Annotated in this window: 25 protein-coding genes; 20 read left to right on the top strand and 5 right to left on the bottom strand. The window is 33.5% G+C overall.

The annotated features are described in order from the left end of the window. Positions 1–110 precede the first annotated feature (110 nt). The 9 genes from OQK60_RS09795 to OQK60_RS09755 all read left to right on the top strand — a co-directional run bounded on the left by OQK60_RS09795 (position 111) and on the right by OQK60_RS09755 (position 10,000). On the top strand, positions 111–416 hold the full coding sequence (locus tag OQK60_RS09795) for a hypothetical protein (RefSeq protein WP_297686529.1): 306 nt from the start codon (positions 111–113) through the stop codon (positions 414–416). Between the two features lie 53 nt (positions 417–469). After that, entirely contained in the window at positions 470–1,639 is a 1,170-nt protein-coding gene (locus OQK60_RS09790; RefSeq protein ID WP_297686527.1) for a TolC family protein, read from the top strand. After that, positions 1,632–2,774 carry an efflux RND transporter periplasmic adaptor subunit gene (locus tag OQK60_RS09785; RefSeq protein WP_297686525.1) on the top strand — a complete coding sequence of 381 codons (1,143 nt, stop codon included), beginning with the start codon at positions 1,632–1,634 and terminating at the stop codon, positions 2,772–2,774. Before OQK60_RS09790 ends, OQK60_RS09785 begins: the two co-directional genes overlap by 8 nt. Positions 2,775–2,783: 9 nt before the next feature. Beyond that, positions 2,784–5,843 (top strand): CusA/CzcA family heavy metal efflux RND transporter, encoded by a 3,060-nt coding sequence (locus tag OQK60_RS09780; protein ID WP_297686523.1) that lies wholly within the window; start codon positions 2,784–2,786, stop codon positions 5,841–5,843. An 88-nt stretch (positions 5,844–5,931) separates the two neighbouring features. After that, the gene (locus tag OQK60_RS09775; protein ID WP_297686521.1) at positions 5,932–7,215 is read left to right on the top strand and encodes a DEAD/DEAH box helicase; all 1,284 of its coding nucleotides are present in this window, start codon (positions 5,932–5,934) and stop codon (positions 7,213–7,215) included. A gap of 5 nt (positions 7,216–7,220) precedes the next feature. Then, the gene (gene truC, locus OQK60_RS09770; protein ID WP_297686519.1) at positions 7,221–7,943 is read left to right on the top strand and encodes a tRNA pseudouridine(65) synthase TruC; all 723 of its coding nucleotides are present in this window, start codon (positions 7,221–7,223) and stop codon (positions 7,941–7,943) included. A 43-nt stretch (positions 7,944–7,986) separates the two neighbouring features. After that, entirely contained in the window at positions 7,987–8,430 is a 444-nt protein-coding gene (locus OQK60_RS09765; protein ID WP_297686517.1) for a hypothetical protein, read from the top strand. A gap of 14 nt (positions 8,431–8,444) precedes the next feature. Continuing rightward, positions 8,445–9,365 (top strand): rhodanese-like domain-containing protein, encoded by a 921-nt coding sequence (locus OQK60_RS09760; protein WP_297686515.1) that lies wholly within the window; start codon positions 8,445–8,447, stop codon positions 9,363–9,365. Positions 9,366–9,385: 20 nt separating this feature from the next. Beyond that, complete coding sequence (locus OQK60_RS09755; RefSeq protein ID WP_297686513.1) at positions 9,386–10,000, top strand: arylesterase; 615 nt, start codon at positions 9,386–9,388, stop codon at positions 9,998–10,000. Positions 10,001–10,002: 2 nt separating this feature from the next. Here the strand turns inward: OQK60_RS09755 and OQK60_RS09750 are convergent, their stop codons facing one another. After that, positions 10,003–11,568, bottom strand: a complete 1,566-nt coding sequence (locus OQK60_RS09750) for a methyl-accepting chemotaxis protein (RefSeq protein ID WP_297686511.1) — start codon at positions 11,566–11,568, stop codon at positions 10,003–10,005. Between the two features lie 183 nt (positions 11,569–11,751). Here OQK60_RS09750 and OQK60_RS09745 point away from each other — a divergent pair, with 183 nt between their 5' ends. Further along, positions 11,752–12,597 (top strand): GGDEF domain-containing protein, encoded by an 846-nt coding sequence (locus tag OQK60_RS09745; protein ID WP_297686509.1) that lies wholly within the window; start codon positions 11,752–11,754, stop codon positions 12,595–12,597. Then, the gene (locus OQK60_RS09740; RefSeq protein ID WP_297686507.1) at positions 12,598–13,005 is read left to right on the top strand and encodes a DUF2391 family protein; all 408 of its coding nucleotides are present in this window, start codon (positions 12,598–12,600) and stop codon (positions 13,003–13,005) included. Here OQK60_RS09740 and OQK60_RS09735 read toward each other — a convergent pair whose 3' ends face one another. Then, on the bottom strand, positions 13,006–13,632 hold the full coding sequence (locus OQK60_RS09735; RefSeq protein WP_297686505.1) for a tetratricopeptide repeat protein: 627 nt from the start codon (positions 13,630–13,632) through the stop codon (positions 13,006–13,008). It lies immediately after the preceding gene. A 211-nt stretch (positions 13,633–13,843) separates the two neighbouring features. Here OQK60_RS09735 and OQK60_RS09730 point away from each other — a divergent pair, with 211 nt between their 5' ends. The 5 genes from OQK60_RS09730 (at position 13,844) to OQK60_RS09710 (ending at position 21,235) form a co-directional block, all read left to right on the top strand. After that, the gene (locus tag OQK60_RS09730) at positions 13,844–14,329 is read left to right on the top strand and encodes a mechanosensitive ion channel family protein (RefSeq protein ID WP_297686503.1); all 486 of its coding nucleotides are present in this window, start codon (positions 13,844–13,846) and stop codon (positions 14,327–14,329) included. 42 nt (positions 14,330–14,371) lie between these two features. Beyond that, positions 14,372–16,066: an outer membrane protein assembly factor gene (locus OQK60_RS09725; RefSeq protein WP_297686501.1), complete on the top strand. Its 1,695-nt coding sequence runs from the start codon at positions 14,372–14,374 to the stop codon at positions 16,064–16,066. Beyond that, a complete protein-coding gene (locus OQK60_RS09720) occupies positions 16,063–18,786 on the top strand; it encodes a translocation/assembly module TamB domain-containing protein (RefSeq protein ID WP_297686499.1) in 2,724 nt (907 codons plus the stop codon). Before OQK60_RS09725 ends, OQK60_RS09720 begins: the two co-directional genes overlap by 4 nt. 142 nt (positions 18,787–18,928) lie before the next feature. Further along, positions 18,929–19,726, top strand: a complete 798-nt coding sequence (locus OQK60_RS09715; protein ID WP_297686497.1) for a CorA family divalent cation transporter — start codon at positions 18,929–18,931, stop codon at positions 19,724–19,726. Between the two features lie 84 nt (positions 19,727–19,810). Continuing rightward, on the top strand, positions 19,811–21,235 hold the full coding sequence (locus tag OQK60_RS09710; RefSeq protein ID WP_297686495.1) for a mechanosensitive ion channel family protein: 1,425 nt from the start codon (positions 19,811–19,813) through the stop codon (positions 21,233–21,235). Positions 21,236–21,237: 2 nt separating this feature from the next. Here OQK60_RS09710 and OQK60_RS09705 read toward each other — a convergent pair whose 3' ends face one another. From OQK60_RS09705 to OQK60_RS09695, 3 genes are all read right to left on the bottom strand, one after another. Further along, positions 21,238–21,705 (bottom strand): RimK/LysX family protein, encoded by a 468-nt coding sequence (locus OQK60_RS09705; protein ID WP_297686493.1) that lies wholly within the window; start codon positions 21,703–21,705, stop codon positions 21,238–21,240. Positions 21,706–21,787: 82 nt separating this feature from the next. After that, positions 21,788–22,183 (bottom strand): ester cyclase, encoded by a 396-nt coding sequence (locus tag OQK60_RS09700; RefSeq protein ID WP_297686490.1) that lies wholly within the window; start codon positions 22,181–22,183, stop codon positions 21,788–21,790. Positions 22,184–22,193: 10 nt separating this feature from the next. Continuing rightward, entirely contained in the window at positions 22,194–22,439 is a 246-nt protein-coding gene (locus OQK60_RS09695) for a hypothetical protein (RefSeq protein ID WP_297686488.1), read from the bottom strand. A gap of 526 nt (positions 22,440–22,965) precedes the next feature. Here OQK60_RS09695 and OQK60_RS09690 point away from each other — a divergent pair. Genes OQK60_RS09690 through OQK60_RS09675 form a run of 4 tightly spaced genes read left to right on the top strand, consistent with a single transcriptional unit; the run spans position 22,966 to position 26,419 of the window. Beyond that, positions 22,966–23,391 carry a RimK/LysX family protein gene (locus OQK60_RS09690; protein ID WP_297686486.1) on the top strand — a complete coding sequence of 142 codons (426 nt, stop codon included), beginning with the start codon at positions 22,966–22,968 and terminating at the stop codon, positions 23,389–23,391. Between the two features lie 11 nt (positions 23,392–23,402). Beyond that, positions 23,403–24,335 (top strand): 30S ribosomal protein S6--L-glutamate ligase, encoded by a 933-nt coding sequence (gene rimK, locus OQK60_RS09685; protein ID WP_297686484.1) that lies wholly within the window; start codon positions 23,403–23,405, stop codon positions 24,333–24,335. Continuing rightward, on the top strand, positions 24,336–25,385 hold the full coding sequence (locus OQK60_RS09680) for a succinylglutamate desuccinylase/aspartoacylase family protein (protein ID WP_297686482.1): 1,050 nt from the start codon (positions 24,336–24,338) through the stop codon (positions 25,383–25,385). 2 nt (positions 25,386–25,387) lie between these two features. After that, a complete protein-coding gene (locus tag OQK60_RS09675) occupies positions 25,388–26,419 on the top strand; it encodes a peptidase M42 (RefSeq protein ID WP_297686480.1) in 1,032 nt (343 codons plus the stop codon). Positions 26,420–26,501: the final 82 nt, after the last annotated feature.

Below are 26,501 nucleotides of genomic sequence, written 5' to 3'. Positions count from 1 at the left end.
AGAACTTATATTTTTAATAATATATTTAAATTTGTAAATAATTTCATAGAATTATATATAAATTTTCATGTTTAAGTATTAGTATACTGAGTTAGGATACAATATTGCTAATGAAACGACAAAACATCATCTTTTTGGCACTACTGTTTGTTATGAGCTTTTCTATTATTCATGAGTATCTATTTGCTATTTATGATGATGATCACTGCAGTGCAAGTGAGTATGTTTTAGAATTAGAATCACCGAGTGACCATGGGGATTTATGTGAGATACACTTTGAATATCATTCACCGTATATCTTAACTCAGAACAATGTTTTTAGCTGCGTTAAACAGCTTGATTTCACTATATTTTTTAAACACGATAGTTACGACTTTAAAGCAAGTCTTGATTTCTTAAAACCGCCAATAGTATAACTCCTTTTCTCAACCTATATTAATACCAAATTTTTATTTACAAAAGGATAGTTATGTTGAAAAACATACTTATGTCTTTATTTCTGTGTGCACCTATTTATGCAGTAAATTTTGATATTTTTTTACAAAAGGCCATTAAAAACAGCCCATATTTAAAGTCTTCATCTTTAGATATTGATGAAGCAAAAGAAGAAGCGTCACTATTACTTAGATATGAAAACCCTACTCTTGAATTGGAGTATGCAGATTTTAAACCTGAGAGTGGAAGTAGGGACAATGGATATCGCATTAACTATACTCAGCCAGTTCGTCTATGGGGAATAGCAGATGACAAGAAAACCTTATCGGAGGCTACGACTAAAAGAGCACATATCGGTTATGCCAAGAAAAAGGCACTTTTTATAAGAGGATTGTCCCTCTTGTATACACAATACTCACAGCAAAAAATGCTTTTGAGTTTAGGAGATGAAGAGCTAAGCATTGCTAAAAAAATATATGATATTTCCAAAGCTCGCTATGACAGCGGTACAATTTCAAGAGGTGTAATGCTAAAAGCTCAAATAGCTTATGAGATGATAGAAGTTGCAAATGAAACACTGCAGTTAGCTTCGATAAAAAGTTACTATGATTTGCTGAAGTTTGCTGGTATGAATGAAGAGCTGAATCTTGATGTTGATTATACCTTTACCTCTGCACAAAACTATGAAGAGTTAAAAAATCTAGATATTAATATATTGATATCTGAACAAGATATAGCACTTTCAGAGGCAAAGGTAAATTCAAACAAACTAGAGTGGATGAACCTCTTTACAGAGTATGAAAGCGAACCCGAACAAGATATCATAAGAGTCGGGCTTAGTTTTCCATTAGTGATTTTCAATCAAAAATCACAAGAGAGAAGAATCGCAAACTTGCAGGCATCCCGCTCAGAGTTATTAGTTAAAAATGAAAAAACTCGTGTTGAGATTGAGAACACAAAACTTCAAAAAGAGTATTTTTCTTTGAAAAAACTAAGTGTTCAAAATGAGAATATATTAAAAAAAGAATTAGAGCTGTTAAAGATGTTTGAAGAGGGATATAAAATTTCAAATATCAACTTATTAGAACTTGAAGATATAAAAAATAGAGTTATATCAACAAAAGAATCTCTTATTAAAATAAAAACAGCATTGAATCAAAATGCAATCAACAGAAACTACCTTCAAGGAAATTATAATGAATAAACTAATATTGACAGTACTGCTTTTAAGCCCTTTTATGCACGCTTTAGATATACCGGTTGAGTATGCTAAAGTCCGTACTTTTTCAAAATCTATAGAGTTGAACTCAAAAGTTATTCAACTCTCAAATGCTCAACAGTCTATCATGTCTTTACTTAGCGGGCACATAGAAAAATACTATGTTGAACCAGGTTCAATGGTTAAGAACAATCAAAAAATTGCTTTGATTAATTCTATAAAGCTCTCTCAAATGACAGCACAATATATCTCATTAAAAGAGCAGTTTTTAGCACTTGGCAATAATTACTCTGCTACAAAAAAGCTATACGATAAAGGTATGACATCAATGCAGGAGTTGAATGAACAGAGTATGAAAAAAAATGCTATGTCAGCAAAAATAGATACTCTGCAATCACAACTAGAAACATTAGGTATAAATACACAGACACTGAACAAAGCTTCATCTGAGTATATTTTGTATGCCCATAGTTCTGGAAGAGTTTCGGAGCTTCTTCAGTCTCTACACTCCGTAATAAGTGAAGACACACCAATTATTTCAATAGTAAAGAGCCAAGCTTTTTATATTAAATCATATCTGCCTTTAGAATATGCAAGTCTTGTAAAAGTGGGGCAAAAAATTGTAGTAAATTACAACGATAGAGATATTGTTACATATATAACTCAGATTCTTCCTGCATTAGATGAAAAAACTCAAAGGATTATTTTACTTTCAAGTGTTGATGAAAAAGCGGATGATTTATATATTAATGCATATCTGGGATCTAAACTATATATTGATACAAATGAAAAACATGTAGCTGTTAAAAAATCTGCACTTTCATTTTTTAAGAATGAGTGGGTTGTTTTTGTGCCAAAAGAGGAAGAAGGACACAAAGAGCATGATGAGCATGAAGAAGATAAGCATAATGAGTCTGAAAAACATGATGAACATGAATCTAAAGATGAACATGTGGATGAAGAAGTTGCTTATGAAGCTCGTGTTGTTGATATTATAAATAAAGACAACGAATATGCTGGAGTCAATGGATTAGCTGAAAATGAAGAGTATGTTAGTGATAAAAGTTACTATGTTAAGTCGATGATGTTAAAATCATCTCTTGGCGGACATGGTCATTAGGGATTATATATGTTAAATAAACTTATAGAACTATCTCTAAGATACAAAACATTGGTTATTGTACTTTTTATTGCAATAAGTGCTTTTGGTTTGAAGGCATACAAGGAGATACCTGTAGATGCTTTTCCGGACATAACACCAAAGCAGGTCGTGGTATATACTGAGAGCCCGGGTAACTCTGCAGAAGATATTGAAAAACTTATAACTTATCCTATTGAGTCAGCCGTATCAGGTATGGCCGGTGTTAAGAAGATAATGTCAAATTCACTCTTTGGGCTCTCTTATGTATCTGTCTTTTTTGAAGATAATATGGATATATATTTTTTACGCCAATTAATGAGTGAAAGACTAAACAATATAGATATACCGGCTGGCTGGGGAAAACCTGTTCTTGGACCAAATACAACAGGGCTGGGACAAGTATTTTGGTATGAGTTAAATGATGCCACTTCAAAATACTCTCTAGGTGAACTTCGAGAGATGCAAGACTATATTGTTACTCCTCTTTTTAAAAGCGTTAGCGGGGTTGAAGAGGTTATTGGCTGGGGTGGAAATGAAAAACAGTACGATGTCCTGATTGATACAAAAAAACTTCAAAACATAGGTATAACTTATGATGATATAGTTGAAGCACTTCAAAAGAGCAATAAAGCCGCAGGCGGACAGTACTTGGAGTTTAATCGCGAACAGTATCTCATTCGCGGGGCTGGATTGTACAAGTCTTTAGAAGATATTCGCAACAGTGTAATTATGGCAGGAGCAGGACAAGCTGTAACTATTAGAGATGTAGCTGAGGTTAAAGCAGGCTCAGCTCCTCGTTTCGGGGCCGTTAGTATTGATGGAAGTGAATCTGTGATGGGCATGGTACTACAACGATCAGCAACTAATGCGGCAGAAGTAGTAGAACTTCTTAAACAGAAGATACAAACTGTCAATACTGCTCTTCCAGATGGTGTTACAGTAAAAACAATTTATGACAGAACAGAGATAACTCATAAAGCAGTAAGTACAATGACATCAGCACTCTTTAGTGGTATTATTCTTGTTACAATTGTTCTGTTTTTATTTTTATTTGAATTTCGCTCTGCATTTATAGTTATTGTCTCCATCCCAACATCTCTGCTTATTGCTTTTTTATTGATGGATTATTACAATGTAAGTGTTAACTTGATGAGCCTTAGCGGACTTGCCATCGCTGTAGGTATGATAGTTGATGGAACAATAGTTGTGGTTGAGAATAGTTTTAGAAAACTGCACGATGAACCAGATCGTGATAAATTGAGTGTTATTTCAGACGCAGCAAAAGAGGTGGCTACTCCTGTTACATTCGCTGTATTAATTATTGCCGCAGTATTCATTCCTCTGCTTAGTTTAGATGGCTTAGCCGGTAAACTATATTCACCGATGGCACTGAACATTGTTTTTGTAATGCTTGGTTCATTGTTTGTAGCCTTGGTATTGGTGCCGGTTTTGACATTCTTACTTCTAAAACCAACAAAGTCCAGTGATAATGCAGTTATAAAAGGTGTTAAAAACCTATATACACCTATTTTGATGTATGCACTATCACATGCCAAGACTCTGCTTCTTGGTGTATCTGCACTATTTTTTGTTTTGGTCTTTGTTCTTACTCAACAAGGTAGAGAGTTTATGCCAGCGTTAAATGAAGAGTCAATAATGTACCGTGTCATATCAATTCCTGGGACTGCTTTGACTCAGTCTATAACAACAGCTCAGGAAGTTGAAAAGCATATACTTAAGAAGTATCCAGATGAAGTGGAGTCTGTTCTTTCAATGATAGGACGAAGTGAAAAGGGTGAGACTGCGCAAGCAAACTACATGGAAGTACTGCTTACTTTAAAGCCCGGTATAGAAGACTTGGAAGCTCTGACACATAAAATGAATGAAGATTTAGAACATAGTTTTGAGTATGTTCAGTTTGTGCCTACACAGCCTATCGCCATGAGGATAGAAGAGTTGTTAGAGGGAGTAAAAGCAGAACTTGCTGTAAAAATTTATGGTGATGATCAGAAAATTCTTGATGAGATTGCAAAGGAAATAACAGAGAGTATTGCTGATGTAGATGGACTCCAACGAATGGAAGTTGAAACTCAACTTGGTCAGGCTCAGATTAATATCACGCCGAACTATTTATCTCTGGCTCGTTACGGAATAAGTGTAGAGGAGGTTATGAAAGTTATAAGAAGTGGTATCGGTGAAGAGGCTGTAAGTGAGAAAATCGAAGGTATTAGACGCTTTGGTATTGTCGCAAAAATAAAAGATGCAAAACTAGATATAGACTCTGTTAAAAATGTAACCATCCGCTCTAGTAGTGGTGAGATTGTCTCATTAAAGCAGATATGTGATATTACTATTACTCAGGGTGCAGCTTTTATAAAGCGTGAAAATCTAAGTCGTTATATGGTTTTATCTATGGAAGTTGAGGGCAGAGATGTAGCCTCATTTGTAGAAGAAGCCAACAATATAATTAAAGAAAAAGTAAAAACACCAACAGGTTACTATATAGGTTGGGCAGGGGACTTTAAGAATATGCAAGAAGCTACACAAAAGCTTATGATAATTATCCCAATAACTCTATTTTTGGTTATATTACTTCTATTTACTGCATTTAACTCACTCTCAAAAGCTATGCTGATTTTGATAAATGTGCCCTTTGGTCTTATTGGTGGGATTGTAGCACTTATTGTAAGTGGAATATATCTTTCAGTATCAGCAATCATAGGTTTTTTAGCAATATTTGCCATTGCTATTTTAAATGGAATAGTACTTGTAAGTTTTATAGATGAGATGCGTCTAAAATTTCCACATGTAGATTTGAAGATTGTACTAAAAGATGCAACACTTTTACGACTTAGGCCTGTCTTGATGACAGCTTTTACCACCTTGTTTGGTATCTTGCCTCTACTTTTCGCAACTGGAGTTGGTAGTGAGATACAGTATCCGTTGTCAGTGGTTATCACAGGAGGAATTATAAGTTCAACACTTTTAACGCTACTTATTTTACCTTCAACTTATCTACTCTTTTATAAAAATAAGCCGACCAAATAACTACCTTAAGTAGCGTATTTTTTAGTACGCTACTTTATGCCTTGATAAATATGCTAAAATTTCACTAATTATTTAAAAGTAGGTATACATGTCATTTGAAAAATTAGGAGTTATGAAACAACTTCTTGGCGCTATAAACGATTTAGGCTATAAAAATCCTACTACAGTACAAACAAGAGCTATCCCTTTGGTATTGGCTAAAAGTGATATATTTGCTACAGCTCAGACAGGAACAGGCAAGACTGCTGCATTTGGGCTTCCTATGATTCAGCGTCTGCGTTCTAACTCTGATGATCCAAATAGAGCAGTCAGAGGCGTCATTCTTTCACCTACTCGTGAGTTGTCAAAGCAGATATATCAGGACTTAAAAAGCTTTGCAAAATATATGGACTTGAGTATAGCTCTTTTAGTTGGCGGAAAAGATATAGAGTCTCAACAAAAAACTCTTAAAAAAGGTGTAGACATTGTTATTGCTACACCGGGTAGGATGCTAGAACATGCCCAGGCAAACCTAAGTTTAAAAAGTGTGGAGATATTTGTACTCGATGAAGCAGACAGAATGCTTGATATGGGTTTTGTAAAAGAGATAAGAAAGATTCATCCGATGCTTCCTAAAAGACACCAAACACTTCTTTTCTCAGCTACATACAGTGACAAAGTAAGAAAACTTTCAAAACTGATTTTAACCAAACCGGCATTTATTGAAGCATCCAAAAAGAACTCAACTGTTGATAAAATCAATCAAAAAGTATATCTTGTTGACCGTGATAGAAAAGCTGAACTTTTAGCATACATAATAGGTTCAAGAAACTTTAGGCAGGTTTTGGTTTTTACTAGAACTAAAGCAAGTGCGGATGAGTTAGTTATAGAACTTAAAAAAGATGGTTTGAAGTGCGGAATTATTCATGGTGACAAGACTCAGGCAAACCGCTCTAAAACACTTGAACAGTTTAAAGAGGGACAGATAAGAGTGCTTGTTGCAACTGACATTGCATCTCGTGGTTTAGATATAGAGCACCTTCCTTATGTAATTAACTATGAACTACCATCTATTCCTGAAGATTATGTGCATAGAGTAGGTAGAACAGGCAGAGCAGGGCGAGACGGTGAAGCAATTTCACTTATTGACATCTATGAGAAGTACGATATAAAAGAGATTGAAAGACTTATCGGTGTTAAAATTCCTCAAGAGACAGTTGAAGGTTTTGAGCCTGATCCAACTATTCGTAGAAAAGATGAAGACGAGGTAAAACTAAAGAGCGAACATAAAAAACAAGAGAAAAAACATGTTAAGAAAAAAGCTCCCCAAAAAGTCACCGCAAAAAGTTTGAAAGTAACTAAGAAAAAGAGAAAAACTACAAAACGAGATTAATAGTTTTGTTAGAAATATTATATAAAGACGAATATTTTGTGGCTATTAACAAGCCTTCTGGGCTTTTAGTCCACCGCTCTCCGATAGACAAAAACGAAACTGAGTTTGCAGTTCAACAACTTAGAGACCAGATAGGGCAGTTTGTCTACCCTGTTCACCGACTCGACAAACCGACTTCTGGAGTTTTACTTTTTGCACTTGATAAAGAGAGTGCCAAACTCATGTCTGAGCAGTTTAAAACAAGAGAAACAAAAAAGACTTACATCGCAGTTGTTCGAGGATATACAGAGGATTGTGGAATTATTGAGCATGCATTAGTTGAAAAGCTTGACAAGATTGCCGATAAAAAAGCCCAAAAAAACAAAGAGGCACAAGAGGCTACAACAAAATACGAGAGGCTTGCAACAGTGGAGCTTCCTTTTGCAGTTGGCAAGTATGACAAAACCCGCTACTCACTCGTAAAGCTTACTCCTCAAACAGGCAGAAAGCATCAGCTTCGCCGTCATATGAAACATATCTCTCACCATATTTTAGGGGATACAAAGTATGGACGAGGCGAGCACAATAAGTTTATACGAGAGCAGTATGATTGTCATAGGCTGCTTCTTCATGCACTTTCTTTAGAATTAAAACATCCGTATAAAGATGACATGTTAATAATCAAAGCATCATTAGATGAAACATTTAAGGGCATAATAAATTACTTTAATTGGCATGAAATCATTTAATATTTTTTATGTATAATCACATTAATTTTATACAGGAGTTTTAATGGAAGCTATCTATCCGTACGCACATATCATACACTTAGTTTTGGCAATTATCTTTTTAGGCTATGTTTTTACTGATGTTTTTATGATATCAGCACTAAAAAACAGGTTTAACAGCGAGACAGATAAAGAGATAAATCAAACACTAGGTAAGAAAAGTTTTAAAATTTTCCCTCTAGTACTTTTGGTTATTGTTTTAACAGGTGGAATGATGATGTCAAAATTCATTAATTCTAATGCAGGATTCTTTGAGACAAATTTACAGCAACTGCTTGTTATAAAAATAGCTCTGGCAACCATAATCGCTTTAGGGGTACTTTTTAATCTTTTTAATAAGTTTACAGGAAGAAAAAAACCTGCTTTCATGGAAAATCACTTTCATAAATTGGTTTTAGTTTTAGGACTGGGTATAGTAGTTCTTGCAAAAATGATGTTTACAGCCTAAATAAGGAACCATAGTTGAATAAATTAAAATTTACTGCTCTTGTAGCACTAATTAGTATCGCTTTTACAGCACAAGCAGTTGCGGAGAAAATCCCTACACCAAACGAACCGCCGGCTGGCGTTAAAATGGCAACAGAGCAAGATTTGATGGATATATTTCACGCAGGTGGAGAAGTTTACGATGTTAGATGGCATTATAGTGAGTATGAATTTGAAGGTCATATTCCTTTTGCAAAGAGTGTGCCGTTTTCTGAGTGGTCCTCTTTGGATATTAACTTTAACATAAAAGAAGATAGCTGGGATTATTCTGTTTTACCAAAAGATAAAAATACTCCTATAGCTTTTTACTGTATGGGTGTGAACTGTTGGAAGTCCTACAAGCTTACTGCTGAGATGGCTAAAAGAGGTTATAAAAATGTTTACTGGTACAAAGGCGGTCAACCTGTTTGGGATGAAAAGAATCTGCCGGTTATAAACTCTAACCCAACATACAGACCGATGCAAAAAATCTTTTCTTCTGATAATAATCCAAGTGAGTGGTTAACGACTCCTGAAGAATTAAAACAGTGGTTTACAGACAAAGAAAAAGTAAAAGTAATTGATTTAAGAGATGTAGAAGAGTTTAAAAAGAGCAGACTCCAGAGTGCTTACCAAGTTCCAATTAATCAACTGCTTTCTCGTGATGGCATACAGCTTATGCCAAAGCCTCAACTTGGTTACAAGATTGTTTTAGTGTCACAAGACGGGATTTTAGCTGCCGCTGGGGCTGTACCACTTGCTGCACTTGGTTATGATGTGAAAATCCTTAATGGCGGTATGAAAGCTTGGAGTGCCAAATACTCTACTGCAAATACTGTAAAAGGTGAGCTAGAAGTTAACTGGCCGGGGAAAAAAGGCTGGAAAGCTCAAAACTTTAAACTACCAAAAAATAAGTAGTAAATTGCTACAATGTATAGATGAATAAAATTAAATTTATCACTATACTAGTAGTTGCTACTCTACTTTTTTCAATCATTAGTCAAAATATTGACGACGAGACTTCTTCACATGTATTAAAAAAAGATGATGTAATACTTGCTTTTGGCGATAGTATCACTTACGGATACGGTGTGCCAAGCGCTTTTAGCTACCCATCACAACTTCAGATGAAAACAGGACTACATGTAATAAATGCCGGAGTCTCCGGTGAAGAATCCTCAGAAGGCTTACTCCGTCTTCCTGCGTTGTTAAAACAAAAGCCTAAGTTAGTTATTCTTTGTCACGGCGGAAATGATATTTTGCGTCAACGCTCACATGTCAAACTGAAAAATAATTTATTAGCAATGATAAAACTTATTAAAAATAGCGGTGCAGATGTTTTACTTGTGGGTGTTCCTGATTTTGGTATTTTTGGGTTTAAAACAGCAAAACTATATAGTGAAGTCGCTAATGAAACAGGGGTTGTTTTTGAAGAAGATATACTATCTGTTATAGAATCAGACCGTAGGTTTAAAAGTGACAATATCCATCCAAACAAGATAGGGTATGAAATGATGGCTGACGCATTTATTGAGCGTCTTGCTATAGAGTAATTTTAGCTCTTAAATTGATTTAATTTATCATCCAAATCATGAGAATTTTTTGTGATAAGCTGGATGTTTTCATTGATAGTCTCTATAATTTTTTCACTGTCAGTCGCAACTTCTTTAACATTATCCATATTTGTGATTAGCTCTTTAGTCTTGTAAGCGATTACTGTAGCTAGTTTAGCTGCTTTATTTGAATAACCCATTGTTTGATACATTGCTTCTTTAGTAGTCTGAGTTTTTGCTTCTATCTTGCTGCTGACATCACTGATAACAAGCATCTGCTTAGCGCTGTTATTCATCTGTGCACTAGTGTCTGAAATAGATTGTACAACAACACTGATTGTAGTATTGATTTCTAAAAGACTTTTTTGTGTTTTTTCAGCAAGTTTTCTTACTTCATCAGCAACGACAGCAAACCCACGCCCATGTTCACCTGCTCGTGCTGCTTCGATGGCAGCATTAAGTGCAAGAAGGTTGGTCTGGTCTGCAATTTCATTGATAACTTGAAGAACCGCTTGAATTTGTGAAGCATCTTGGTTTAGTTGCTCAAGTTTTTCTGCGAAGTCTTCTTGCTCTGTACTGGCCTCATTTATATGAGCGGATATTTTAGAAAGTTCTCCAATCATAACATCAAGTTCAGCAGATGTGCTGTTAAGATCCTCAGAAGTCTGTATAGAAGCATGTTCGCTTTCATCAAATGAGCTGCTTATATCTTTTACTAAGTCTGAAGATTGGGCAATGAGTTCATGCTGTTTTTTTGTATGCGATGTTATAGTACCAGAAAGTGCTGCAAGCTTATCTGATGATTTCACAGTTGTGTCAACTGCTGCTTTAGCAACATTGATAGTAACTTGGATTTTATCAATAAATTTGTCAACATAACCGCTAGCTTCAGACATTTCTGACTTGTTTGAAAAGTTTAAGCGTTTTGTTAAATCACCGTCTCCTTGAGCTAAGTCCTGTGCAACTTCGATAAGATTTTCTACAGGTTTTACTATAGCTCGTTCAAGAAGTTTTCCCACTAAAGCCAATATAACAGCAATGATTAATCCACCAATGCTCATTGATATCAAAAAAGTTTCTTTTAAATCTAGAAAATAATCCTCTTTGTTAACACCGGGTACTACCCACATATCCCATGCTTTGATGTATTTAAAAGCTGCAAGTTTATCTTGACCTGTAGTGCTTGAAGTATACTCATAAACACCGCCTTCTTTATGTGAACGAATATGATCTCCATAATTAGTCCCAGCTAAACTTTCGCCTTCTTTTTTAGGGTGCACAATCATCTTTCCACTTGCATCAATAATATATACATAGCCGCTTTTGCCGATAGTGATTGTTTTAAGCATCTCTTTAAAAGTTTTGCTTTCATAACCTTTTTTGTTTTCATTTGCATAAAAATTAATGTTTTTTTCTAAGGCTTTTGCAACATCCATTACATCATTTAACATAATGTTCTTTATAGCACCAGATGCTACAAAATATGCGAGGATTACACTTATTAAAATACCACTTAAAGATGCAAACAGATATAGAAGTAATTTTGATTTAATAGTGCCAAATTGCATGTGAGGCCTTTTATTACAATTTGTAATAATTGTACTAAAAAGATTATGGTTTTATTGTTAAGTTTGCTAACTACATTTTATTTTTTAGGTCACTATATTTAAATATCAAGTTATCATCTGATAATCGTTGTCTATGTGCTATAATAACTCTTAAATCGTTAATTGTGAAAAAAGGAGATGTTTTTGAAAGATAAACATAAACATTATGAAGATTTAATTGAAACCGAATATTCTACTTTATCATTGGAAAATATTGAATCTATTATTCATAACAAAAATATCTTTGAGAGTTTTGAAAAAGAGTATGGTGAGAGATTGTACTCTGAAATATTGCTTGCATTAACTCATGAAAGGTATGAAACCGATGAAGCCAAATTATTATGGGATAAAATAAGTTCGCATCTTGATACTTTAACGAAGAAGCTTGATAGAAATCCCGGTATTGTTGTAGCTACACTTGATTATCTTTCAAACATTGATAATTCATTATTATCTCCTGTTCTTATTCAAGAAGATAAAAGTGATTTTATATCTGAAACAACAACTAGAGATGAATTAACTCAACTGTATCTAAAGAGTGTATTTAATTTCGCATTGCAAAAAGAGTTAGAAAAAAGTTTTCGAACCAAACATAACCTTTCTTTGCTGATGATTGATATTGATGATTTCAAAAAAGTAAATGATACTTTTGGCCATTTAGTGGGAGATGAAGTATTAAAAGCAATTGGTAAGTTGATAAATAATAATATTAGAAGTATGGATATTGCGGCGCGATATGGAGGCGAAGAGCTTGCTATAATTGTGCCAGAATCAAAACCTGAAGAAGCTGTTTTTCTAGCCGAAAGGATTAGGAAGAAAATATCAGAGATTAAATTTTCTGGTTTTTCTGTGAAAGTTAGTATTGGGGTATGTCATTCGTCATTAGATATAAAAACCGCAGATGATATTGTTAATGGGGCAGATAAAGCACTATATGAAGCAAAACAAACTGGAAAAAACCGCGTAGTTGTATTTAAAGGTAAACAATAGATGCCAATAGCGCGTAATTGGTATTTTAATTTAGAAGACGCAAGCCAAATTGCAATTGGTTCATTTGCTCTGGCTGTACCTATATCATTTTCAGAAGAGGCATGGAGGCTTAGTGAAACACTGCCAATGTTTAATCTTATTGTTATTTTTGTGATTTCTATGGGATTCTTGGCATTGTTTACCTATGGAAGTGTATTTCAATCAAATATTAAAAATCGATATCCTGTATTTTTATTTCGTATTATTGCAGCATATTTTATCGCTGTTTTAGTAGTCGCTTTAGTATTATGGAGTCTAGATAAGTTTCCTCTTCTGAGTGAGCCTGCTATCGCTATAAAAAGGTTGATTGTTATAGCAATGCCTGCTTCAATGGGAGCAATAATTGTAGATGCTTTGGACAAAGAGTAACTACTTAATGCCAGCATCACTTAAAATACGAAATTGCTTGCATCCTTTGTTGTTTCCACTATCGCAAGCTCTTCCGAAGAACTCTTTAGAGGTACTCTTATTTTGTCTTACACCTTCTCCTTGTAAGTACATCAATCCAAGACTATAGCAGCTTTGGCTGTTTTTTAAATCACATGATTTTGTATATAATTCAACTATTTTTTTATAGTCTTGTTTAAAAATTTTCCCTTTTAGGTACATTCTCCCTAAATAAAAACATCCATCAGCACTACCGCCATCACAAGCTGTTTCATAAAATTTTGCAGCTTTTTTCTTATCTTTTATAACAGCTCGCCCATCTTCGTAAGTTATTCCTAAATTAAAACATGCTTCTGGATTTGCATTGTTGCATGCTTTTGTAAAAAAATCATTTGCTGTTTTATTATTTTGTCTTACACCTTTTCCTTTAGTATATAAAAGGCCCAAATGATAACAGGCGTTGCTATTCCCGTCATTGCAAGATTGTAAATACAATTTGGCAGCTATTTTTACATTACCATTGAGTTCTTCATTAAAAGCATTTTCAAATGAATCTGCATAGAGATTAATACTACAAATTATACTAAAAATTAATATTAGTTTTTTCATTTATATCACCTTCATTTTTTAAAATTATACTACAATAATAGTAGAGGCAAATATTGTCTAGTTTATAGGAAAAATTTCGACTTAATTTCACACATATATTTCATGAAACTTGTATGTTGTATCAGATATAATATAGTTGTTTTATTATAACTGATAATGCATCTAAAGTGCTAAATAAAATTTATTATATTATAAAAAAGAAGGTTGACAGATGGGTGTAAGTGTATTATGGAGTTTGGTTGTAATTGTTGTTACATATATTAGTTTCAGATTGTTCAAAAGAATTTTAAATAAAATAGCCATAGGAAAGAAAGTCGATGTAAAAAGACTCTTTTATATTCAAAAAGTTTTTGAAATACTGTTCGTACTCATGGGAATGGTTGCTATGGCTTTTGTTTGGAGTGTTGACTTAAAGGGCATTTCACTTTTTGCGTCATCGCTTTTTGCCATTATCGGTGTTGCGATGTTTGCGCAATGGTCAATACTAAGTAATGTAACAGCCAGTATTATTATATTTTTTACATTTCCTGCAAGAGTCGGTGATAAAATTAAAATTGTGGATGGTGACAACAGCGTAGAGGGGACAATTAAAGAGATATCTCTTTTTCAAATAGAACTTGTAGACAGTGAAGAGAATCTTATCTTGTACCCCAACAACCTTGTGCTGCAAAAACCTGTTATCAGAATAAATAAATAATCATAGTTATACTATAGCAAAACATATGCAAGGGGGATGAAAATGAAGCAATTAGTTCTTCTCTTATTGTTGTTTTCTTCGCTTTTGTATGGGGATTTTGTACCGATTTACTTTAAAGGCAATGAGCAGATAAAAGAGCGAGAGCTTTATGAGGCATTAAACTTACATAAACCCTACATGTACGAATTTTGGAAAAAAGAACCTACCGTAAATCCTGATACAGCTGCCGTGCTTAGCCAAACTATTAAAAATTTTTACCGCTCAAAAGGATTTTTTCACGCAGAAGTGACACATGAAAAAAGTGATAATGAGGTAAAAATTACAATTTCTGAAAAATTACCTATACGCATAGCCGATATTTCAATAATATCAAAACTAAAAATCAACTCTGCAATTCCTTTTAAAAAAGGGATGATTTTTGATGCTGATAAATTTGATATTAGTAAAAAAGATATAAAACTTTTATATGCCAATGAGGGCTACTGTAATACTGAGCTTGATTCCAAAACATGGATAGACATAGAGACAAATAGCGCGTATATTTTGTATGATGTAACGCCTAATAAATTGTGTTATTTTGGAGAGATTGAGATAAGTTCTCCGCAGAGTATCGATCCTCAGATAGTAAATTCAATGCTTCATATCAAACAAAATAAACCATTTTCTCCAGAAAAAATACGCAAAAGTTATCAAAGTCTATATGCAAACGAAGGTATTAGCAAGGTCTTGATAGATACAAGCGTTAAAAATAATGATACTGCTCCGATAAAAGTGTCTGTAACTGAGCTTGAAAAACCAATTCGATTTCAAGCAGGTATTGGTGCGAGCAGTGATGAAGGAGCTATGCTCTCTCTTGGCGTTAAGCATAGAAATATATTTAAAAATCTCAAAACTGCTGCAATTGAGACACGACTAACAGAAACAAAACAGACAGTTAAAACAAATTTTTTTATGCCTCTAACAAATAGAAATTCAACAGGTGCCGAGATAGGATTTGAGAAAGAAAAATTTATAGGTTTTAAGGAGGATAGATATTTTGGAAGTATCTTTCTTAAGCAAAATGAAACATCTCATATATTTCAAGAGACGCTGCTTTTTGATAATGTGACTACTTATGATAGTGAGGATGATACTCTGTTTCCAGAAGGTCAACTGTTTGTCGTGTCTGCAAAACTTCAATGGAGCTATGATACCAGAGACGATATTCTTAATCCTAAAAAAGGCTATTTTTTGCGACCGCAGGTAAGCGGCTCGCTTAAGTCTAAAATATCAGATGCAAGCTATTACAAATATAATCTGTCCGGAGGATACATATTTCCACTTCTGCCGTCAGTCGTAGCCTTAAAGGCAAACTTCGGCTCACTTCGACTTTATGATGGCAATATTCCGGCATCTTACCGTTTTTATGCAGGCGGCATGAACAGCAACCGCGCATATAGTTATAGAAAACTGGGACCCATTAATGATCAGGGCAATCCGATAGGACTTCATTCCCTTTTGGAGATGACCGCTGAATACCGCTTTGCAATTAGCGGTAATTTTCGAGGAGTGGTTTTTAACGACACCACATTTATAGGGGAGAAAGAAACACCTGAATATAAGAAAGGTTACTACTCTCTTGGAGCAGGAGTTCGTTATGTTACACCGATTGGACCGATAGCATTTGATATCGGGTTTGACATAGAAAATCCGACAAAGCAGTATGCTTTTCATTTTCATATAGGTGAACAGTTTTGATTCTTAGGATTTATCTGTTTGCTTACTATTTTATAATCTTTATTGTAGCCGTTGGCTTAGCTGTTGCAACTATAGCTTTGCAGCCCGATACTCTAAAGCATCTTGCAGATAAGTTTTTAACAGAAAATGAAATTGCGTATAGCAAAGTGGAAGGTTCTCTTCTCACGGGGGCAGCTCTGCATAATGTAGATTATGGGGATGTTTTTAGTGCCAAAAATATAGAGATAGGCTATAGTTTTGACATGCTTTTTAGTCCGACTCCTCTTATTGGAAAAATCAAAGCAGACGGAGTATCGTTAAATCTTGATAAGTTGCCAAAGAGTGAAGATGGCAGTAGTGATTTGTCTTTATTTTCTTTTGCCCTTACAAAACTTCAACTGACAAATGCAAGTATTATCCTTGACGGTGAAAGATTTGTGTTTAATCTAGATGCTTCAAAAGTTAGCTATAACAAAAATTTAAATGTTAAAAAACTCTCGATAGAGTTGTTTACTCCCTACGCAGATGCAACAATGAAAGGGAGCATAAAACAAAACAGACTCTTAGCAAAAACTTTTGTGACTCCCAAAACATCTATTGTCAAAAAAATCGCCATTGATGTTGATGCATCGCTGCAAAAAGTATTGATGCGTACCCATCTTAATCATTTAAGTCTCAGCACAGACCAAAATATAAGTATAGGAAATGCAGATGTAACGCTAACATATTTTATAAAAGAGGATTACTTCTCGTTTGAGAGTTCTTACATGTTTTTTCATCAAGAACTTGAAGCAGAGGTAAAACAAAACGGGATATTTAACTCTCTTGGTACTTATACCACAGAGTTGAGTGCCAATTTGAGAAAATATCCACCGCAGATTCCTTTTGATAAGTTTAGCGCAGAGGTCTCAGGAGATACTGAGAGTATGGCAGGGAACATAAAAGCACAGCATTTAAATCTTGATATTAAGTCCAAAGATTATAAAGAATTTTTACTACATGTAGAGAGTAAAGCACTGGCATTATCATCTATATCTGAGCTTCCCGATGTGCTTAAAGAAGATGCTGTTGCAGTTAATGTAGACGCAGTTTTAGCAATGTCTCCATTTTCATTGACGGGAACATTTACTACTAAAGGAGTGTACTGTAGCGTAGATGGGAATGTAGAGCTAGATAAGAGCAGTCAGCTAGTTGTAGCGCAAATACATCCAAAACTCGAATCAGAGATTTTCAAAGAATATCCTATAGATAAGTTTTCGCCACTTAAGTTTGTATATTATAGTGAAGATGAAAAAACTGTTTTAAATCTTGATGCGAAAATGCTTGATGTAACTCTATTTAAGAGTGGACAAACTCTTAGTGGATTAGGAAATCTTGGCTCAGAGAGTTTTGAAGTTAAAGGCGATATCTCTGATAAAAATATAATACTCAACGCAAAAATAGCGTCAATTAATGCACTGTTGAGCGAGTTTGGTTTGAGTAAGCCAGAAGAGGGTGTTTTATTTGATGCAGAGGCAAATATAGAGGCTAGTGTTGATTTTTCTAAAAATATAGAGATAAAAAGCCGTCTGCATGTTCCTTGGTTTATCACAAAAATTGACACTAAAACAACTTATAGAGGGGAAAATCTTTATTTAGAGGCAACCATGGTAGATAACAACATAAGCATAGAACAATATAGCTTTGATTTCATGAATCATAATTTTTCCTCCCAAAAAAAGTCAAAAATAAGTTTTGATGAAAATATAACTTTAAATCTAAAAGAGTTTTGGATATATGACAACCTGCTTGTAACCGGCCTTTTTAATCCGGTTGAGATGAAGGGGGATGTACGGATAAAAAGTGATATGTTCAGATATGAGGGCAAAGAAGCAAATGTTACTCTTAAAGCTGATTTAGAGGCTTCTTTTGACGGCAAGGGTACCCAAAAGATACAAGGAAATGTAACGCTGATTGATGGCGTGATAACTTATGAACCGCCTGTTGAGTATACAATCTCAGATGACATAATTGTAATACAGGACATTAAGCCGCAGACAGGGTATAAGCGTTTTGTAAATATACATATAAATTCTCTAAAACCCATTACTTATAAAACAAAAGATATTGATTTACAATTTGTTCCAGATATTGTTCTTTGGCAAGAGTCATCAAATCCTTTAGCTCTTTTGGGAATGCTAACGATTGAAGAGGGAAAAGTGACGGCAAGTGACAAGCTCTTTACTTTTGATAAAAGTGAAGTTTATTTTAACGGAGCGAATCCGATAAATCCATATTTGAACCTCAATATGCACTATCAGACATTAGACTATATTGATATAGAAATTTATGTGACAAATACGCTTGCTTCGCCTGTGGTTATATTTAAATCAACACCATACTTAAGTCAAAATGACATAATGTCATATATACTCTTTGGAGAGCCTGCTTCATCAGCCTTTGATAGCTCATCCGGAGCAAAAACATCTGTCAGTTCAATGCTTTTGGCAACAGGAGTGAAACAGATATTTAATGACACAGCAGGGATAAATATAGATACTTTAAATGTATTGACAAACGAGGAGGGAACCTTGGGATATGAAATCGGGGCTCGTTTTAACGATAAGATACGAGTCATATACAAAAACAACACAATCTCAAGCATAATTTTGCAGTATACTCTTAGCAGGTCAATAAGATTTGACATAGATGTTTATGAAACAGGACACGGAGTGACAATTTTATATATAAAAGATTTTTAGTAATTTTTGTATATAAAATCTAGTTTTAAAATTTATAATCAGTATGATATTTATGATATAGTTATATATAATAGTCTTATCTTGATTTATAATGCACTAAACAACATGTCATGTAGATACCGTAAAAAAGCAGGAGAAATCTATGGAAAAATTAGAACAACTAGTAGACGACCTTCATCTTGAAGATTTGCGTAATGAGCTTCATCCATCTTTTTTTGATGAAAATGATGGTTATGATATGCTTATTGTCAGACTACCTATAATAAATGCTACTTTAGAGGCAAAATCTATAGGTTTTGTTATAGCAGACGATAAAAGTTATCTGTATGACAAAACCAAAAAGCTCTTTGACGAAACGGGCGATAAATTTGAGGGTCCGTATAAAATTCTTGATAAAATTCTTGATAAATTTTTGAAATCTTTTACATATTATCAAGATACAGTTGCTGACTTAGAAGAGAATATGTATGAAGATAAGGTAACAGATGATTTTATGAAAAATTGGCTTGCTCTTAAGAAGGATATAGTTCGCATAGAGAGACTTCTGTTGCGTTCATCATTGACAATTGATGAGCTAATAGAATTTTATGAGCATGAAGAAGCGTTCCCAATTAACCACTATATTGATTTACATGAGCATATGGAAAGAACAATGCGTTCTGCAGGTCTTCAGCTGTCCAAACTTGATTATCTTTACAGTTTTTACACAGCCCGCACCAATGATAAGATGAATAAAATGATATTTATACTTACTCTATTATCTGCTGTTTTTCTTCCTCTTAATCTTGTTGTCGGCTTTTTTGGAATGAATACAAGCGGTCTTCCATTTGCAGGTGGAAGTATGGGAACTTTAAATGCCGTCTTGCTCATGGTTTCACTTCTTTTAGTGAGTTCGGGTGTTTTATACTTATGGAAAGGCAAGACTGATAAAAATATTTAAGACTAATATACTGTATTTATGAATTATGCTCAGTTTTTTTTAAGTATAATTCTATTTTAATTAACTATAGACGGAGATAAATTATTGAAAAAATTTATAATGATTTTAATTGCAATATGTTCATTTTCTCAAGAAATAACAGCAAAGAAGAATAAACCATATGAATATCTAAATATAGATAATCAGTGGCTAAAAATTTATAAAAATGTAAAAAGTTATGACCGTTCGATATCATTGATAGCAACATATGAAAACCAACTTATAAAAGCCAACAAAAATAACGATTTAGAAAGAATAAGAACTTTGAATAAAAAGTTAAATATTCAGCAATCAAAACTTTTACTTTTTCAAAAAAATAACAATCTTATGGTTTTAATAAACCCATATTTAAATTTTGTGATGAAAGAAGTAGACTTTTTTGACTATTTACTAGAATCCTCATTGAATAATGTTGATAATAAGATACTGCAATATAATATATTGATTAACGAATATAATCTTGCAAAATCACACTTAGAAAAGATGTATAAAACCAAGTCTACCAATAGTGAAAATGAGATGTTAAAAAAAGTCTCGCTTAAAGAGTTAGAATCAGATATAGAGTATTTTAAAGACTTTAAAGAGATTATAGATAAAAGTGAACAAAATTTAATTGACTCAAAGATAGAGATTAAAAAAGCCTACAAAACTTATTATGAAAATGTTTTGGTAAAACATCTCATAACACTTGTTATCATTCTCATAGCATATATTTTGCACTTACTTAACTCTAAATTGAGTGTAAAACTCATAAAACAGGATGAAGACAAAGCATCTTATAAAAAGCTTGGAAATATTATTTTTACATTAATCGTTATTATCACCATATCACTAAGATATAGTGACAATATACTTCATGCATTAACACTATTAAGTGTTATTGGTGCCGCATTAACCATTGCTACTAGAGAAATTATATTAAACATTGCAGGATGGGTGTATATATTTAGTACAAGTATTGTTAAGCAAGGAAACAGAGTCTTGTTTTTAGTTGGAACAAAACATACTGTGGGTGATATTAAATCAATAACACTTATGAAGATGACTCTTAATGAAGTAGAAGATTATAGTAATTTAAAAGAGATTAAAAATGCCGGACGAAGACTTCACATACCAAATAGTTATATATTTACGCAAGTTTTCTACAACTATTCAACGGCTAATAATGGAATAATAAGGGATTTAATAGAGATTGATTTTGACCTTGATAATGATTTTGAATTTATTGAACAAATCACAAAAGAGGTTTTTGACAGAGAAAATATCATACATCAATTTTCAATACAGTTAAACTCGTTAAAAACTTCTATGAGTAGTCAAATATGGTATGAAACTCAATTTAAAACTTCTTTAAAAAATAGAGGTGATTTAACCATAAAGTTACTAAATGAATATAAAAAATATCCAGAAATCCAATTGAAAAAAAGTCCGGGCAAGTCTACAAAATTGAAAGACAATGAGATAGAATAAGTTTAATTATCTTTTGCCTTAAATGAGAGGTTTTTCTGAGTTGTATCTACTATAAAGCCTTGATTTAGAAGTTCTCGTCCGATTAGCAGTGGGTATCTCATACTGTCTCTAAAGGTTAAAGACAGCTCAATATCATATGTTTTATTATAAATCACTATTTTTGTATGTACAAAGTATCTCTGTTCAATTTCTCCATTTGAACTTTTTACATTTGCTACTCTTGAGATAGGCTTAGTGATATAACCTTTGGTCAATTGATTGTTTTTACCATCTAAAACTATAAACTTTACCAGATTATCACCTACTGGTATTATATTGCTACAATGAAGTGATGATGTCTTTGCGCCGGTATCTATTTTTGCTCTAATATTGTATATATTAAGCTCAGGTAAATCAAATTTATCAATTCTTCCCAATGTGTCTTTAGCATATAGATTAAAAACCAAAAGTAGTAATATTAGATATTTCATTTAGTATACAACCTCTTTATTGTTTCTCTCAATATTATGCCTGCTTTTATAAACTCATCTGTATCAGTTTAAGCTCTTAAGACTAAGAGCTTATCTGATTATATAGAGAATATCTATCGCCCAATACTTTTATATCGGTTATTTTTCCGTTTTTAATACTAAAAAATGATGCACCTGAGTAATTAATCTTATTGCCGGTTGGCTCATAATCAAGCAATTTACCACTGTGCGTACCAATGTAACTGACATATACCGCTACTTGTGAATCTTCCGCTACAACAATCTCAGTTGCATGATATAAATTTGGAAATGCAGTTAAAATAGTGTTTGCATAATCTTTAAACTGTTCTATTCCAACAGTGTCGGTTCCAATAGACCCACGAAAATGTACACCTTTGTCAAAAATCATCTCTGCTGCATCAAAATTGTGAGAGTTCCACATTTCGTAATATTTAGCTACAAGATTTTTATTTGTCATCTTTTTTCCTCTAAGAATATTGTTGTCTGTGCGGGAATTTTTCTATTGAGGCATACTCATCTTCTTCCCAATTATCATAATCATCATACGAATCATAATCTATAGTGAAAATCTTTGTATAACCTCTTTTAAGAAGTTCTTCATCAATAAAGTCACTATTAAACCCTTTGTTTTCACAAAGTGCAACAATCTCAGCAATATCTGCTGCATCAACGCCATTAAGTTCCATTTCAAACACTACATCAGAAACTTTCATTATATCCTCGATAAATATATTTATTCTACATGAGATAATTGTTTGATATCTTGTTATCAAACACAACAAATCACCAAAGTACCGAGTGGAATTCCATTGAGGTTATCTTTTTTTTCTATTAAGATAATTTTTAGCAAAAAAAAATGATTTTGGGAGTATAATTCCACTGCGAATAGTGAAGTTTAATCTACTTTGTATATCAATATAGCTTGGCGGTTAATATTGATATACTCCTAGTAAAACGAAAATGCAGTTTTGTTAAGGATTAAGTTACGGTTTATTTAAAACCGTAGTGAAATCCTAACAAAATAATCTTATCAAAATATTAAGCTTTATATTAAAAACTTAAATATTCTTCAGAAAATGCAAAAACGCAGCAAAAAAACTACAAAAAACTTTGACTAAATTACACTACTGGGTCAATATAAAATTCCTATTTGCAAAAAAATTTATCTCTATAAGTACGAGCCCAGATTTCACTTATTGCAAGTATATGGTATAATTTATAAAATTCAGGATTGAGAATATGAAGGAAAAAAAAGTAATTGGTAAGAAAGAGCTTATATCAATTTTAGATTTAGAGTTATATGATCTTGATGCAAAAGTAGACACTGGTGCTGATTCAAACGCTTTGCATTGCGACCATATATATATAGATGATGAAAATAATGTGCATTTTCACCTGCTAGATGAAGTTCATTTGGCATATCACGGTAAAAAAATGGTTGTGCCGCTCTATAAAGTTAAAAAAGTAAAAAGTTCAAATGGCGAAATACAAGAGAGACCTTCTATAAAAGTCAGTGTTAAATTTTTTGGGAAAAAATATAAAACAGTTATCTCTTTAACAAATAGAGCAGATATGAAATACCCGATGCTTATAGGAAGAAGATTTTTAAGTGGAAAATTTTTAGTTGATGTATCACAAGAGTATCTATCCAAAGAGAATAAATAAAAGGAAAAATAATGAGAGTGTATATATTATCTAGAAACAAAGAATTGTATTCAACAAAAAGATTGCTTGAAGCGGCAGAGCAAAAAGGTTGGGAAGTTAGAGTAATTGACTATTTAAAATGTTCTATTGAGATTATGAAAGGGCAATTGAGAATCAACTATCTGGGCGAACAATTGCCAATTCCTGACGCTATCATTCCTAGAATCGGAGCGAGCAGAACATTTTATGGAACTGCTATGGTTAGACACTTTGAAATGATGGATGTTTTCTCGACTTCAGGTAATCTTGCAATAGCAAGAAGCAGAGATAAGCTAAGAAGCTTGCAAATACTTTCTAAATATGGTGTAGATATGCCAAAAACTGTTTTTGCTTCAAATAAATCAAGTGCAAAAGATATTATTGCATTAAGCGGTGGTGCACCATTAGTTTTGAAAATTCTTGAAGGTACTCAGGGTGTCGGCGTAGTACTTGTAGATACTGCAAAAGCTGCAAAATCAGTTCTAGATGCGTTTTATGGAATGGATGTGAGCTTACTTGTTCAAGAGTTTGTAGAAGAAGCCGGTGGAGCTGACATAAGAGTCTTTATTGTTGGTGGAGAGGTTGTTGGAGCTATGAAGCGCCAAGGTGCAGACGGTGAATTTAGGTCTAACTTGCATCAAGGCGGAAAGGCCACTATTCATAAATTAACTAGAAAAGAAAAATCGACTGCGCTTGCTGCTGCAAAAGCTATGGGTCTTGGTGTCTGTGGCGTTGATATGATTCCATCTGCTCGAGGACCGCTTGTAATGGAAGTAAACTCATCTCCAGGATTAGAGGGAATTGAAAAGTCTACAAATATTGACATTGCTGGAAAAATCATGGATTATATAGCAAAAAATGTTACTCCAAAATCTGATACGACTGCTAAAAAGAAAAGAATTAAAAGAGATAGTATAGGAGCTTAAATGCTTAATCAAGTATTTACATTAGGCGGCGTTGAAATACCAAAAGGGGTTAATGTTACCATAAATATTGATTTGCCTAAGTTATATAATACTCCAACACAACTGCCAGTTAGAGTAATTCGTGGTAAAAAAGATGGGCCAATTGTTTTTGTGAGCGCAGCAATCCATGGCGATGAATTAAACGGTATAGAGATAATAAGACGCTTACGAAAGTTACATATTTTAAAAAAACTAAAGGGTACTTTGGTTTTAGTTCCAATAGTAAATGTGTATGGAATTATGACACTTTCTAGATATTTACCAGATAGAAGAGACTTAAATAGAAGTTTTCCCGGAAGCTTAAAGGGTTCACTCGCTAGTAGAGTCGCAAAAACTTTTTTTGATGAGATTGTAAGAAAGTGTGATTTGGGAATAGATTTGCATACAGCGTCTATACACAAATCTAACCTTCCACAAGTTAGAACAAATATAGATAATGAGCATACATTTAATTTGGCAAAAGCTTTTCAGGCACCTGTGATTTTGCACTCTGAACTCAGGGATGGTTCTCTAAGAGCAGTAGCGCAAGAAAAAGGGGTGCCGATTCTTTTATATGAAGCCGGTGAAGCCTTGAGATTTGATGAAGCTTGCATCAGGGTTGGAGTTCATGGAATAGTTAATGTGCTTAGAGAAAACGATATGCTCCCTAAAGTAGCAAGAAAAAAACCAAGAAAAACCCCAATAATTACAAAAACAAGTCAATGGACACGCGCAAGTGAAAGCGGAATGCTTAGAACCATAAAAGCACTTGGCGACACAGTATCAAAAGATGAAACTATTGCATTTATAGATGAACCTTTAGACGATGAAAGTTTTGAAATCAAATCACCATTTGACGGAGTTATCATAGGGAAATCAGAAATCCCTTTAGTCCAAGCAGGTGATGCTATTTTTCATATTGCTAAATTTACAAATCTTGAGATGGCAGAAGATAAAATGGAGTATTTTAATGAAGATATTAATGAGTCAAGTGAATTTCATGAACTCAATGATGAAGATATAATAGAGTAACTATGGAACTATTTTACGATATATTAAAACAACTAATTCGTATACCAAGTGTTGTCGGTGCTGAACACCCATTTTTCATGTTTGTAAAAAGAGACTTAGAAGAACTTGGTATAAAAGTTGAATACTATGATGGTGTTCTTGTGGCAAAAGGAAGCAGTCCTGAGAGCGGATATATTTCGGCACACTCAGATAGACATGGACTTACATGTACAGGACACAATGAGTTTCAATATTCGGCATTTATTGCAAAAAATAAAGCTGATTTGACTGGGGATTCAAACTCAGAACAACTGCTGCATAATTTTACAACAAGATTTATAGATGAAAAAGTTCAGGCATATGAACCATGGTCAGGTTCATATCTAGGTATCGGAACAATAAAAGAAGCTTTTCTTTGTCAAAGAAGAAATAATATTATTTTCAAAGTAGATGGCTTTGACTATCTGTTTCCCGGAACTCCGATAGCATTTATGGATAAACTTGAAGTAAAAGATGAGTTGATATCAGCTCAACTTGACAATGTAATATCTGTTGCAATCATTATTTACATGTATAGTATTGGATATCAAGGCACTGCCTTTTTTACAGCTTCAGAAGAGGCCGGAAAAAGTTGGAGATTTTTACTTGAATGGTTTAGAAGATTTAATATAAACACAAAAGAACTTCTTGTTCTTGACACAAGCCCGTACGACACTTTAGAAGATATCAATAATCTTGATATTATTTTAAGAAATCGCGATGCAAATGCTGTTTTTAGGTCACCTTTAAAAAATGAAATTAAAAATATAGCTATAAAAGAGAATATAAAATATCATTTTAAAGATGCTTACTTAAAAAATAAGATGAAGCAAAATGGAACAAAAGGTTCACTTGGAACTACTGAACTTGGACGACTTATTCATGCTACAAAGGGTGAAATCCAAGGAGCAACTCTACAGCTTCCTACTATTGGGTACCACACTGTACATGAAACAACATCCATAAAAGCTGTTGAGAGTATGATTTGTATATTAAAAAAGTTGTATATTAAATAGCTAGTGTATAGTTTAATTTATTGGGGATATTCCAAAGTGCAATAACTTATAATTAGAAATACAAGATTGAATATAGTAGACA

It is taken from the genome of Sulfurimonas sp., assembly GCF_026196735.1.
GTDB lineage: Bacteria > Campylobacterota > Campylobacteria > Campylobacterales > Sulfurimonadaceae > Sulfurimonas.
The sequence above is the reverse complement of the archived record's forward strand: the minus strand, read 5'-3'. Positions and strand labels throughout refer to the sequence as shown.